The organism is Qipengyuania sp. RANM35, from assembly GCF_041021145.2.
Classification (GTDB): Bacteria; Pseudomonadota; Alphaproteobacteria; order Sphingomonadales; family Sphingomonadaceae; genus Qipengyuania; species Qipengyuania soli.
Genome location: NZ_CM196433.1, coordinates 519,224 through 532,284, shown reverse-complemented (window position 1 = coordinate 532,284; position 13,061 = coordinate 519,224). Strand labels below are relative to the sequence as shown.

Here is a 13,061-nt window from a genome sequence, read left to right as displayed (position 1 = left end):
CCGCTGCGGTAACAGCGGGAGTGTAGCGTCGGGCCAGCAAAGAAACAGCCCCCGGTCCGCTTCCCCTCAGGGCAGCGGCCGGGGGCCTCCTCTCCAACTCGTGTGGCGTCAGGCGGCGGCGGGGGCCGCGTCGCGGACGCCCTGGTCGACATGCGCAGCAAAGGGCTGGAAGTTGTCGACGAAGAGCTGCACCAGCTTGTGCGCGGTGCGGTCGTATTCTTCCTTGTCCGCCCAGGTCGAGCGCGGATCGAGGATGGTGCTGTCGACGCCTTCGACGCTGACCGGCACTTCGAAACCGAAATTGGGGTCCTTGCGGAACGGAGCGTCGTTGAGGCTGCCGTCGAGCGCAGCGTTGAGCAGCGCACGGGTTGCCTTGATCGGCATGCGGTTGCCGGTGCCGTACTTGCCGCCGGTCCAGCCGGTGTTGACGAGCCAGCACTGCACTTCGCCCTTGGCGATACGCTCCTTGAGGAGGTTGCCGTAGACGCTCGGGTGGCGCGGCATGAAGGGTGCACCAAAGCAGGTGCTGAAGGTGGCTTCTGGTTCGGTCACGCCGATCTCCGTCCCGGCGACCTTCGCGGTGTAACCCGAAAGGAAATAGTACATCGCCTGATCCGGCGTGAGGCGTGCGATCGGGGGCAGGACGCCGAAGGCGTCGGCAGTCAGCATGATCACGTTCGAGGGCGGCGGGCCCATGTTCTCGGCCGAGGTGTTCGGGATCGAGGACAGCGGATAGGCACCGCGAGTGTTCTCGGCGAGGGTGTTGTCGTCGAGGTCGATCTCGCCCGCATCGTTCATCACGACGTTCTCGAGCACCGTGCCTTCCATCTTGGTGGTGGCATAGATTTCCGGCTCGGCCTCGGGATTTAGGCGGATCATCTTGGCGTAGCAGCCGCCTTCGAAATTGAAGACTGCCGTGTCCGACCAGCCATGCTCGTCGTCACCGATCAGCGTGCGGCTGGCGTCGGCCGAAAGCGTAGTCTTGCCGGTGCCCGAAAGGCCGAAGAACACGGCGGTCTTGCCGTCGGGGCCGACATTGGCCGAACAGTGCATGGGCATGACGCCCTTTGCGGGGAGCAGGTAGTTGAGAATGCCGAAGACGCTCTTCTTCATCTCGCCAGCATATTTGGTGCCGCCGATGAGGATCAGCTTCTCGCTGAGGTTCACCGCGATCACGGTTTCGCTGCGCGTGCCGTGGCGGGCAGGGTCGGCTTGGAAGCTCGGCAGGTCGATGATCGTGTATTCGGGCACGAAGCCTTCAAGTTCGGCCTCGGTCGGGCGCACCAGCAGAGTGCGGATGAACTGGTTGTGCCAGGCAAGCTCGTTGATAACGCGAACGTTCACCCGGTATTCGGGCTGCGAACCGCCGAACAGGTCGGCGACGAAGAGTTCCTTCTTGTCGGCGACCGCGGCCATGAAGTCGGCCTTGAGCGCAGCGAAGTTCTCCGGCGTCATCGAGGCATTGTTGTCCCACCACACGGTGTTCTCGGTCTCGCTATCGCGGACGATGAACTTGTCCTTGGCGCTGCGGCCGGTGTGGCGGCCCGTCTCCACGACCAGCGGTCCGTCCTTGGCGCGGCGGCCCTCGCCACGTTCGAGCGCGGCGGCGGTAAGTTCACCGGAATCGAGGTTGGGGTGGATGGTGGCGGCAGTTTCGATGCCCTGATCGGACAGCGAGTGGGAAAGCGGGAAAGTCACCAGGAATATCTCCAGCGCGCGCATGCGTTACTGTGATGGAATCATCTGCGCATACGAATGCGCAGCACTCGATTTTTCGCATAGTAGCGCAGTGCCGCTGCGTCAAACCGGGCGCGACGAATTGTGCTTAACGCAGGTAAGGCTCGCGTTGTTTTGCACCGATAAAAGCGATAGGCACGCGATCATGAGCAGCGATGCGATCCTGGGGGCGAACCCCGATGACCCGGACCAGACGGTAATCGCGCTGGTCGACGACGACCGCAATATCCTCACAACGGTGTCCATCGCCCTGCAGGCGGAAGGTTTCGCTACCCGCGTCTATTCGGATGGAGAAGCGGCGCTCGGAGCGCTCCTGACCAACCCGCCCGACCTCGCCATCTTCGACATCAAGATGCCCAAGATGGACGGAATGGAACTGCTGCGTCGCTTGCGCGAAAAATCGCCGCTGCCGGTGATCTTCCTCACCAGCAAGGATGACGAGGCGGACGAGGAAGCCGGCCTGCAGATGGGTGCCGACGACTATATCGCCAAACCCTTCAGCCTGCGCCTGCTGCTGGCGCGCATCCGCACGATCCTGCGCCGCAGCGATGCGCGACGCCCGCTGACCGTCACCGACGCGCTCGACGAACCGCATGGCGAGGTAATCGAGCGCGGCCGCCTCCACATGGATCCGGCACGCCACCATGTCACCTGGGGCGGCAAGCCGGTTTCGCTGACCGTGACAGAGTTCCTGCTGCTGGAGGCGCTGGCTTCGCGCCCCGGCGTCATCAAGAGCCGCAACCAGCTGATGGATGCTGCCTACCCCGACGACGTCTTCGTCGACGACCGCACAGTCGACAGCCACATCAAGCGCATGCGGCGCAAGTTCCGCAGCATCGACAATACCTTCTCCGCCATCGAAACGCTCTACGGCGCTGGCTACAGCTTCAGCGACGGCTGAAGTGGGTCCGGGACAGGCCATGTCGGAAATCGGCAGCGTCCTGAAGGGCGATCCGCGCCTCGAGAACCTGCGCTGGTCGCGCAGGCTGTCGCTCACCAGCCGCATACTCTTCGTAAACATCCTGCCGCTGGTGCTGCTGGGTGGCGGCGTCATCTACGTCGATGCCTACCGCAAGCAGCTCCTAGACGAGCGCTTCAAGCTCGCGCTGGTCGAAGCGCAGATCACTGCCGAGGCGCTCGCCGGCGCCACGCGCCAGAGGCAGGATGCCCTGCTCATCCAGATCGGCAAGGAACAGCGCCTGCGTCTCAGGGTGTACAATCCCAAGGGCGAACTCGAATCCGACAGCTTTGCCCTCGCACCGCCGAGCTTTGACCTGCCCGAGCCTTCCGAAGTCGACCAGACCGACTTCGCACTGCGCATGGACCGCTGGTTCGACCGCGTCGTCGGCGCACCCGCCCTGCCCGATTATCGCGAGCCTGAAAGCGACGACGTGGCCGACTGGCCGGAGCTTACGCGCGCCCGCGAGGAAAGCCTCACGCAAATCGTTCTGCGCGATGCCCCCGATGGCACCCACGTCATCAATGCGGCAGCACCTGTCGGCCTGGATGGCGAGACGCTGTTGCTCACGCGCAACCCGGTCGACATTACCGAAAGCGTTCGCGAGGCGCGCTCGACCGTTGCAGTAGTCGTGCTGCTGGCTTTGCTGGTTTCGACCCTGCTCTCTTTCTTCCTCGCGCAAACCATCGTCCGACCTTTGCGTGAACTGGTGCAGGCGGCTGTCCGCGTGCGGCAGGGTCGCGACCGCGAAGTCGTCGTTCCACGCCTCCCGCAACGGCGTGACGAAATCGGCATGCTCGCTCGTGCATTGTCCGACATGACCGGTGCACTGCGCCAGAGGATCGACGCGGTCGAAAGCTTCGCCGCCGACGTCGCACACGAAATCAAGAACCCGCTTGCGAGCCTGCGCAGTGCCACGGAATCACTCGCCAAGGTTCAGGATCCTGCGCTCAAGGAACAACTGCTCGACATCGCCACCCACGACGTCCAGCGGATCGATCGCCTGGTCACCGAAATCTCCGACGCCAGCCGCATCGATGCCGAACTTTCGCGCGCCGAGTTCGAGCCGGTCGACCTCGAGATGTTGCTTTCCAACATCGTTTCCGCCCGCGAGGAGCGTGAGGAGAACGAAGGGCGCAAGCTCGTCGTCGAGATCAACGGTGGTCCCATGTCCGTCCTCGGCGTCCCGATCCGGCTCGAGCGCGTGATCGATAATCTTCTCGACAATGCCGTGTCGTTCTCCCCGACGGGCGGCGAGATCCGCGCCAACCTGACCCGGAAGGACGGCTGGATTACCCTCGCGATCTCCGATGAAGGCCCGGGCATTCCCGTCGAAAAGCGCGAGAAGGTGTTCCAACGCTTCCACTCCGACCGGCCGGATGGCGAGGACTTCGGCAAACATTCGGGCCTTGGCCTCGCCATCGCGCGTACCATTGCCGAAGCGCATGACGGAACGCTGGTCGCCACGTCCCGTGCCGACGGCAAGGAAGGCGCCTGCCTTGTCTTCGGAATTCCCGCCAAGCGATGACGTCCACGGTCTTACCCAACGTAACCGCGGTTGCGATCGACGGACGCGCCCTGTTGATCGAAGGGCCATCGGGAAGCGGCAAGACCTCGCTGGCATTGGCGCTGATCGACAGGGGAGCAATGCTCATCGGTGACGATGCGGTAACGCTCGTGAATGACCGTGATCAACTTGTCGCGGCGCCGCCGCCGAACACTCGCGGAAAGATCGAGGTCCGCAATGTCGGCATCGTCGAAATGCCTGCGATAGAAGCGCCCGTCGCGATCATGCTCACGCTCGACCATGATGCGGAACGATATCCGCTGGAACTCGGATTCCGCGAGCTTGAAGGCGTTGCAATCCCGCTCCTGCGTTTCGCTCCGGGAGATGCGGTCCAGGCGATCAGGGCGGAATATGCTCTGCTGAAGCACGGACTTCGCTTCCCTAGCCCGACGCAAACAGCATAATTGACCGCGATGCCCGGCGATTCGGAACCCTCCTCAACCCAGCGGATTCTGCTGGTGACCGGCCTCTCGGGCGCGGGAAAGACCACTGCGCTGCAAGTGCTCGAGGATCTGGGGTGGGAGGCGATCGACAATTTCCCGGTGCGCCTGCTTGCCGGCCTGGTGGGTGGTGACAAGAACCCCACCCCTCTCGCAATAGGCTTCGATTCGAGAACGCGCGGGTTTGCCCCTGCCGAGATCATCGCCTTGTGCAAGCAGCTGGACACGGGCGCCGACATCGAATTGACGACGCTCTTCATCGATTGCGCCAGCGGCGAGCTGGAGCGACGCTACAACGAAACACGCCGCCCGCATCCGATGGCTCGCGGCCGACCGGCGCTCGATGGCATCAAGGCCGAACGCGAACTGCTCGAACCCCTCCGCCGCTGGGCCGAGATCGTCGTCGACACATCGGACTTCTCGTCCAACCAGTTGCAGCAGGTCATCCGCGAGAGTTTTTCGGACACGGCCGAGCGCGCCATGACGGTGACTGTATCCAGCTTCGGCTTCGCGCGGGGAATGCCGCCATTGGCCGACCTGCTGTTCGACATGCGCTTTCTCGACAACCCCCACTGGGTTCCGGAACTGCGCGAGAAGACGGGATTGGACGAAGCCGTGGGTTCACACATCGCCGCCGATCCCTCGTTCGAGCCGGCTTTCAAACGTATCGTTGCCCTTATCACCGAGCTGCTGCCGCGGTACGCGGCGCAGGGGCGCAGCTACCTGAACATCGCTTTCGGCTGTACCGGCGGGAGACACCGCTCGGTTTACAGTGCGGAACGCGCGGCCGAGGTCTTGCGCAAGGCGGGGTTTTCGCCCACGGTCATTCATCGCAACCTGGGAAGCAGGCCGGCAGATCCACTCGAACGGCGTTGATTCCCGAGCCGCATGATGCTTGAGAGCGCGGCACGAGTCCTTCCAAGGGAACAGTTCGGAACAAGTCGCGCATGATTGGCATGATCCTCGTCACCCACGGCAAGCTTGCCGAGCACTTCATCGACGCGATGGAGCATGTGGTGGGCAAACAGGAAGGCGTTGCAACAATCTGCATCGGCCCCAACGACGACATGGAGCAGCGGCGCCAGGATATTTCCGACGCCATTGCCAAGGTCGACACGGGCGACGGCGCCATCATCCTCACCGACCTGTTCGGCGGCACGCCCTCCAATCTCGCGATTTCGCTGCTGGACACCGGTCGCATCGAGGTGATTGCAGGCATCAACCTGCCCATGCTCATCCGCCTCGCCGGCGCGCGCAAGTCGATGAATGTCGTCGACGCCGTCCATGCCGCACAGACTGCCGGGCGCAACTACATCACTGTCGCTTCCGAATTCCTCGGTCAGGACATCTCCAGCGCACGGAAGGCGTCTTGAGCGAACTGCGCCGCACCCTCACCGTGGTCAACCAGCGCGGCCTGCACGCTCGCGCCAGTGCGAAGTTCGTCAACGCGGTTTCGGAATTGCCCGACGGCTGCAACGTCCGCGTGACCAAGGGCGACAACGAAGCGGCAGGCGGCTCCATCCTTGGCCTGATGATGCTCGGCGCGGCGAAGGGCGACGTCATCGAGATCATCGTCACCGGCACTGGCAGCGAGGATGCCATGGCCGGGCTCGCCGCCATGGTCGAGGACGGTTTCGGAGAACCCTGACATGACCCTCGAACGCGCGGAATCGCGGCGGGTCATCACCGGCTTTTCCAACCCCACAGTAAAGGCGCTGCGTGCACTTCGTGAGAAGAAGCACCGCAAGGCTTCGGGCAAGTTCCTCGCCGAAGGTCTTCGCCTTCTGACAGATGCGCGCGAATGCGGCCATGTCCCCGAAGTCCTCGTGCTATCGACGAACCGCGATCCCCATCCGCTGCTGACAGAACTGGAGATGTCGGTCGAAGCTGCGGGCGGTGAGGTGATCGAAACCAGCCCGGACATCCTTTCCAAGATCACTGGCAAGGACAATGCCCAGGCGGTTGCGGGTGTCTTTGCCGAGTTCGACACGAGACTGGATGCGCTGGACCGCAATGCTGCCGACATCTGGCTGGTCGCACAGGCGCTACGCGATCCGGGCAATCTCGGCACCATGCTGCGCACCGGCGATGCGATCGGGGCAGGCGGTCTCATCCTGATCGACGATTGCGCCGATCCCTTCAGCGTCGAGGCAGTCCGCGCGAGCATGGGGGCGGTGTTCACCCAGAAGATTGCACAGGCGCGTTGGGAGGAGTTCGAGCCCTGGCTGCGCGCCGGAAACGGGCAGTTGGTGGCGGCATCGCTGCGCGACGCACAGCCCTATCGCGGCGCGCCCTATGCAGCACCATGCTTCGTGATGGTCGGCAACGAGAGCCGCGGCCTGCCCGAGGACTACGAAATGGCCTGCGACCTGCGCGTCACCATGCCGATGAAAGGACGCGCCGACAGCCTTAATGCCGCAGTGGCGGCGGCAGTGCTCGGGTATGAAGTGCTCGCCAGCCTCGAAGGCTGACAGGCCTCAGACTGAATAGGCCACCGCGAATACAGCAAGCTGGGCTGCAGTGCGCCTTACGATCCAATTATTCGCCTTTGCCGTACGGTGCCGGAACAACGGCTGTAGACTGTTTGGTGCTGATCACCGAAATGATCAAACAGGACGAACTTTCGAGCCTTGCGGCAAGTAGCTAGGTATTCTGCCACTAGCGCCTGGGTTGCCCTGTTTTGCGGCTTCGCAAGGTTCTCCTGAACGACAACCACGTCAGGTCGCTGAGCAAGCATTCGACGAACTTCCATGACTTCGTCCCTGCCGCTCGCGCCTGCTTCGAGCTGGTGGTAGAGATGGGGAGGGAATGCAAGGAAGCTTAGCGGGGGCGAACCGACCATCACGTGAAGATAGCTCGGCGAACCCCACACCACCAGTTTCCCATTTCCCAACTCTGTATCGACATACTTCACGAGTTCGGCCGATGCGTGGCGCGACCTCTCCCGTGTTGACGGCGCGAACTCACCGCTTTTGGCGACAGCAAGCGGTACGAAGGCCAGCGCTACAAGCAGTGCCGCACGCGAACGCTTCAGGATTGGTGCGATGCCGATGCAAAGCGGCGCAATCGTGGTCAGGGCATAATGCGAATAGAACGCCGGAAAGATGAGGATCGCCAGAATTGAGACTGCCGCCCATCCTGCAAGGAAGCGCGCCTCCCGATCCCACTCCCGGTTGATGACCTGAAGCGCGACGCTTCCCACAAAAAGTGCCAGCGGGAGCCCGATCATGGTTACGAAGATTTCGACCCTTTTCAGCCGATCTGCCGGGGTAAAATATGTTCGGTCGAAGTTTGAACGCACGATTGCCTGCCAAAATTCGTCGAAGTGACCGATCGCGACATAGAAGAGCGTAGCGACGAGCATTGGCGCAGCGCCCGCGGCGGCAAGGGTCGCCACGTTTCGCAATACTCGTGCGCGGGAATTCGAACTCTTCCACATCAAGAAGCTGGCAAACAGGCCGAAGAAAATTCCTTCAAAAACGACCGATAGCTTGAAGGCTATGGCCAGGCCCGTCGCGAGGAACCCCAGCACAAGTCGACGATCAATCCTTCCCTTCGACAACAGGTCGATCCGGCTTACGACCGCCGATGCCCCGATTAGGACGAGCGGGTTGTAGAAGATTGGGGTTTGGGCATTTGCCCCGCCATGGGCAAACACGAGCCCGGTCATGAGCAGGGCCGAAGCCAGCCCGGCCAGCACGTTCGACCTGTCCATGGCAATCCGCGCACAAAGATAGGATGCCCAGGTGGCGCAGGCCCCCGCCAGGATCTGATACGGAAGGACCGATTTTCCGGGAATCGCAAGGGCAGTAAAGAGCAGGTAGAGAGCCGGGCCCTTGCGATCGAAGATGTCGACGTAGAGAAGCTGGCCCGAAAGTAATCGGTGGCCGACCAAGGAATACCATTGATCATCAATCTCGAGGTTCCAGTCGCCCAGCGCAGGAAACCTCAGGGAAAACGTGACGGCCGCAAGAATGGCGAGCAAGACGTCAGGTCGGTCAACCAGGCTGTTCAGGCGGTCGGTTACTGAATTGCCACCTTTCATCCGCGCCCTCTGAATTGCGTTCGTCAGCTCCCGCAGTTCCTAACAGGATCGAGGAAATTGACCACCAGGCTGGAGGATTTTCCCGGTGCTCCGCCGATCCGGGTTGCGCGACAACGCGGTCGAATTCCGACAGACGTACAGGCGCGACGCCGCATTCGCGACGGCAACGTTCGGGTATGAAGTGCTCGCCAGCCTTGAAGGCTGATCAGTCACCGGCAACGAAGCTGACGATCTGCCAGCCGTCTCCCGCCGGTGCAGCGGTGATGCGGTAATCCAAGGGAGAGCGCAGCTTGTCGGTGGCGATGTATCCCTCCTTGCCCGAGCGGCTGGTAACTTTCGCGAAGGGTGCCTTGGGATCGAAGCCGTCAGCAAGTTGCACGGTGTCCCAGGGAATCGTTTCGACAACAGCGCCGGTGGATGCGGGCTTGTCGCGCATAACGACATCGGGTCCCATCGTGACCATCGTCGAAAACGGATCATCGACCCCGAGATCCTGAGAGAACAGCCATGGGAGGACCATGTCGCCGGCTTCGTCACGCCCGCAGCCGAGCATCAGGATTTCGTCGAGTTCCTTCCACAACTGGCCTTCCTCTGCCTCCAGGCGCTCGCGGAACGTGGTCAGGCCGCCACCACCGCCGAAGTCGAGCTTCACGTCCTTGCTTGTCAGCTTCAACAGCGCATTTGCATCGCGGTCGCGCACGGCCTTGCCCAGATCGACGAAGAAGAGTTTCGCGTTCGGCAGCTCGACACAATCGTTCTGCGGAGCAAAACGGCCGACGGCGGCCGGCTCTGGTTGATCGGGAAACGCGTCAGCGCCCGATTCCCTAGCGACGGGCTCGTCCGCGCCACCACTGCAGGCTGCAAGCGCTAGCAGGGCCGTCGCCAGCATGAAATTGCGCATGTGATACTCCCGTAAGGTCTAATGATTCTGAGTAGAATCAACCCCCGGGAGCGAGCCGTGTTCCGGCAGGTCGTCGTTATTGTAGCGCGGCGTGGCTTCGACCTTGGGTACTTCCTCGATCTCGCGCTTTCCGATCTCGATGCCCTTCTCGGCAAGACGCCGGCCGGAGGAGAGCACATTGCGCTCGAAACTGCCGACGAATTTGTTGTAGTTGTTTACCGCGGTCTCCAGTCCGCCACCGACGCGCTTCATGTGTTCGGCAGCAACAGCAAGTCGATCGTAGAGTTCCGCGCCCGCCTTGCCGATCTCCATCGCTTCCTTGGCGATCGTGTCCTGACGCCAGACCTGTGCCACGGTGCGCGCGATGGCGACGAGGTTGGTCGGCGTCGCCAGCAGTACCTTGTTCCGGAAGGCGAAGTCCCACAATTCGGGATCGGTTTCGAGCGCGGCAGCGACGAAGTGTTCTCCCGGCACGAACATTACGACATAGTCGGGCGCCTCGTCGAACTGGCTCTGGTAGCTTTTGGCACCGAGCGTCTGGACATGGTTCTTCATCGCCCGCGCGTGAAGCTCCAGATGTCGGGCCTTCTCGCTATCGTCCTCGGCTTCGAATGCAGCCTGGTAGGCGTTGAGCGAGACCTTTGCGTCGATCACCAGTTTCTTCTGGCCGGGCACATGGACGATGGCATCGGGGCGCAGACGGCCCTCGTCGGTTTCCATCGAGTGCTCGAGTTCGAAATCGGTGTGCTCGGACAGGCCACACTGTTCGAGGACATTCTGCAGTGCCCGCTCGCCCCAGCGTCCCCGTGCTTTTGGGGCATTGGTCAGCGAGTTGCCCAGACGCTGCGCCTCTCGCCGGACCTCTTCCTGTCCGGTCTTGATCGACTCGATGAGGCCGGTGAGCTGCCCGAAGGCATCAACGCGCTTGGCCTCCAGCGCGCCCACCTGCTCCTCATAGGCCTTGAGCCGCGCACCCACGGGTTCGAGCAGGGCCTTGATCTTCTCCTCGCTCGCCTTTTCGGAATGGCCAAGACGCTCTGCAGCTGCTGCCACCAACCGCTCCTGCGCAGCCGACAGCACCTTTGCGCCCGTGTTCTCGAATTCCTTGAGCAGGTTCGTCCGGCTTTCCTCGAGCAGCCGCTTCTGCTCCTCGAAACCGGCACGCTCGGCTCGGAAGGCCGCATTCTCCTCGCGCGCCTTGTCGAGCGCCTCGGCCAAATTGTCGGCCCGCGCCGCCCGCTCGGACATGGTGGCGAGTTCGGGCGCCATGCGCAAAAGCTTCTCTTCCGCTGCCTTGGCCTCCGCCTCTGCCGCGCCATGGCGAGCCTTCCAGTCGGCCACCGGGCGTGAACCGAAGAAATATCCGGCGAAACCGCCGATCAGCAGTCCGCCAAGGAGGGCGAGAAGAATGAAAAGCATCGGGTCCATCCCACCACCTTATGCGGAACGGAGAGGGAACGCCAGTGGCGTTCGCGCTGTTTCAACCGAATTGGAGGCTTACGCGAATTCGCGCATCTTCTTCAGCTTCTTCAGCGCCATGTTGCGCTTCAGCCGGCTGAGGTGGTCGATGAAGAGAATGCCCTCGAGGTGGTCCATCTCGTGCTGGATGCAGGTGGCCATCAGGCCTTCCATCTCCTCTTCGTGGGTCTCACCCTCGAGGTCCTGGTAGCGCACGCGGCAGGTTGCTGGACGGTCCACATCGGCGAAGATCTCGGGGACCGAGAGGCAGCCTTCCTGGTAGGTCGCCAGCTCTTCCGCCGGGTCAAGGATGACCGGGTTCACGAAGACGCGCGGTTCCTTCTTCAGCGGATAATGGTGGTGATGGTGGCCGTCGTGGTTGCATTCTTCAGGCTCGGCATCGAGGTCCTCGGGCTGGAGGTCGATCACCAGCACGCGCTTGGGCACGCCGACCTGGATGGCGGCGAGACCGATGCCGGGCGCGGCATACATGGTTTCGAACATGTCCGAGACGAGCTCGTTCAGCTCGTCGTCGAATTCGGTGACGGGTTCGGACACGACCTTTAGCCGGGGATCCGGCACTTCGAGGATTTCACGGATAGCCATGCGGGCCAGATAGTCGCGGTTCGCGCTTTATTCAATCCGCGAACGGTCAGGCCTTGCGGGCGAACAGCTTCTTCGCGGTCGGCCCCCAGTTGAGCCAGAGTTCGGTGACGAGGATGGGCAGGAACAGGGTCAACCATTCCTTGGTGGTTTCCTGCAAATCCTCGGTCGGCATCCAGGAAAATACGTCGCCCTGCACCTTGTTGATGATGCGCACCCAAACGAATGCGCCACCCAGCGCAAAGGCACGGATGGCGAACCTGCGGTGGTTGACGAAGTCCCGCCGGCGTGCCGCCTGCCATGCGATGGCGGCGAAGAAGACCCAGGTGCTGGCAAGCAGGGTCAGCGGGATGCGAGAGCCGGGGAGGTAGAGCGTCGAGCCGAGGAAGATGCCGAGCAATCCGGCCACGATGCAACCACCGAGAAAGACCCTCCCGAGCCACCTGTGCACTACCGGTCGCGATTGGCGCAGGCCCGGCATGAACTGGAGCGGTGCGATCAGCAGGATCGGCGAGGCGATGACCGCGTGGCCGACATACCAGACGATGCGGTTCCAGGTCGTCGAACCGTCCTGTAGGCTTGGTGACATCACGTCACCGACAGAATCGAGCAGGAAATAGATGCTGGTCGAAAGGAATAACGCCCAAAATAGGTACCAGGCGGGATGAATCTTCCCCGCCCGCTGCGCCGAAGTCGCCAAGCCCGTCACTCCCCCCCACGAGGTGCGACCCTCGAAATATCCTTCTATCCCACGGGCCTGCGTGCGCGCAATGCCTGCGCGAGGGTGCCTTCGTCGAGGTAGTCAAGTTCGCCGCCGACGGGCAGGCCGTGGGCGAGCTGGGTGATGCGGACCGGGTAAGCTTCCAGTCGCTCGGCGAGGTAGTGGGCGGTGGTCTGCCCCTCCAGCGTCGCGTTCATGGCGAGGACGACTTCGTCCACCCCGCCCTCTTCCACCCGCGAGAGCAGCTTGGCGATGTTGAGATCCTCGGGCCGCACGCCGTCGAGCGCGGACAGGCGACCGCCGAGGACGTGATATTTGCCGGTGAACAGCTTGGCGCGATCGAGCGCCCATAGGTCCGCGACATCCTCCACGACGCAGAGGCTCTTCTGGTCGCGGCGCGGGTCGGCGCAGATGGCGCAGGGGTTGCGCGTGTCGACATTGCCGCAGGTGTCGCACTCGACCAGCGCCTCACCCACCGTTGCCAACGCATCGAGCAGCGCGGGCAGCGCCGTCTCGCGCCGCTTGACCAGCCACAGCACTGCCCGCCGCGCGCTGCGCGGGCCGAGGCCGGGAAGCTTTGCCAGCGCGGCGGCCAGCGTCTCGATCTCTTGCGATGCCATGCCCCGACAGA

Annotated in this window: 14 protein-coding genes; 7 read left to right on the top strand and 7 right to left on the bottom strand. The window is 62.8% G+C overall.

What is annotated here, in order from left to right; translation table 11 throughout:
* Positions 1 to 108 precede the first annotated feature (108 nt).
* A complete protein-coding gene (locus RAM60_RS02615) occupies positions 109 to 1,722 on the bottom strand; it encodes a phosphoenolpyruvate carboxykinase (protein WP_369025692.1) in 1,614 nt (537 codons plus the stop codon).
* A 160-nt stretch (positions 1,723 to 1,882) separates the two neighbouring features.
* On the opposite strand from RAM60_RS02615, the gene RAM60_RS02610 reads away from it, so the two are divergent.
* The 7 genes from RAM60_RS02610 (at position 1,883) to RAM60_RS02580 (ending at position 7,173) form a co-directional block, all read left to right on the top strand.
* On the top strand, positions 1,883 to 2,638 hold the full coding sequence (locus RAM60_RS02610) for a response regulator transcription factor (protein WP_369025693.1): 756 nt from the start codon (positions 1,883 to 1,885) through the stop codon (positions 2,636 to 2,638).
* A gap of 19 nt (positions 2,639 to 2,657) precedes the next feature.
* On the top strand, positions 2,658 to 4,223 hold the full coding sequence (locus tag RAM60_RS02605) for an ATP-binding protein (protein ID WP_369025694.1): 1,566 nt from the start codon (positions 2,658 to 2,660) through the stop codon (positions 4,221 to 4,223).
* A complete protein-coding gene (locus RAM60_RS02600) occupies positions 4,220 to 4,666 on the top strand; it encodes an HPr kinase/phosphorylase (RefSeq protein WP_369025695.1) in 447 nt (148 codons plus the stop codon). Before RAM60_RS02605 ends, RAM60_RS02600 begins: the two co-directional genes overlap by 4 nt.
* Positions 4,667 to 4,675: 9 nt before the next feature.
* Complete coding sequence (gene rapZ / locus RAM60_RS02595) at positions 4,676 to 5,578, top strand: RNase adapter RapZ (RefSeq protein ID WP_369025696.1); 903 nt, start codon at positions 4,676 to 4,678, stop codon at positions 5,576 to 5,578.
* 71 nt (positions 5,579 to 5,649) lie between these two features.
* Positions 5,650 to 6,075, top strand: a complete 426-nt coding sequence (locus RAM60_RS02590; protein WP_200982875.1) for a PTS sugar transporter subunit IIA — start codon at positions 5,650 to 5,652, stop codon at positions 6,073 to 6,075.
* Positions 6,072 to 6,350 carry an HPr family phosphocarrier protein gene (locus RAM60_RS02585; RefSeq protein WP_369025697.1) on the top strand — a complete coding sequence of 93 codons (279 nt, stop codon included), beginning with the start codon at positions 6,072 to 6,074 and terminating at the stop codon, positions 6,348 to 6,350. The genes RAM60_RS02590 and RAM60_RS02585 overlap by 4 nt, the downstream gene beginning before the upstream one ends.
* A 1-nt stretch (position 6,351) precedes the next feature.
* Positions 6,352 to 7,173 carry a TrmH family RNA methyltransferase gene (locus tag RAM60_RS02580; RefSeq protein ID WP_369025698.1) on the top strand — a complete coding sequence of 274 codons (822 nt, stop codon included), beginning with the start codon at positions 6,352 to 6,354 and terminating at the stop codon, positions 7,171 to 7,173.
* 56 nt (positions 7,174 to 7,229) lie between these two features.
* Here the strand turns inward: RAM60_RS02580 and RAM60_RS02575 are convergent, their stop codons facing one another.
* From RAM60_RS02575 to recR, 6 genes are all read right to left on the bottom strand, one after another.
* Positions 7,230 to 8,747, bottom strand: a complete 1,518-nt coding sequence (locus tag RAM60_RS02575; protein WP_369025699.1) for a hypothetical protein — start codon at positions 8,745 to 8,747, stop codon at positions 7,230 to 7,232.
* 205 nt (positions 8,748 to 8,952) lie between these two features.
* Entirely contained in the window at positions 8,953 to 9,648 is a 696-nt protein-coding gene (locus RAM60_RS02570; RefSeq protein WP_369025700.1) for a hypothetical protein, read from the bottom strand.
* A gap of 18 nt (positions 9,649 to 9,666) precedes the next feature.
* Complete coding sequence (locus RAM60_RS02565) at positions 9,667 to 11,076, bottom strand: DNA recombination protein RmuC (RefSeq protein ID WP_369025701.1); 1,410 nt, start codon at positions 11,074 to 11,076, stop codon at positions 9,667 to 9,669.
* Positions 11,077 to 11,145: 69 nt separating this feature from the next.
* Entirely contained in the window at positions 11,146 to 11,712 is a 567-nt protein-coding gene (locus RAM60_RS02560; RefSeq protein WP_369025702.1) for a peptide deformylase, read from the bottom strand.
* 46 nt (positions 11,713 to 11,758) lie between these two features.
* A complete protein-coding gene (locus RAM60_RS02555) occupies positions 11,759 to 12,298 on the bottom strand; it encodes a DUF2306 domain-containing protein (RefSeq protein WP_369025703.1) in 540 nt (179 codons plus the stop codon).
* A 155-nt stretch (positions 12,299 to 12,453) separates the two neighbouring features.
* Positions 12,454 to 13,050 (bottom strand): recombination mediator RecR, encoded by a 597-nt coding sequence (gene recR / locus RAM60_RS02550; protein ID WP_369025704.1) that lies wholly within the window; start codon positions 13,048 to 13,050, stop codon positions 12,454 to 12,456.
* Positions 13,051 to 13,061: the final 11 nt, after the last annotated feature.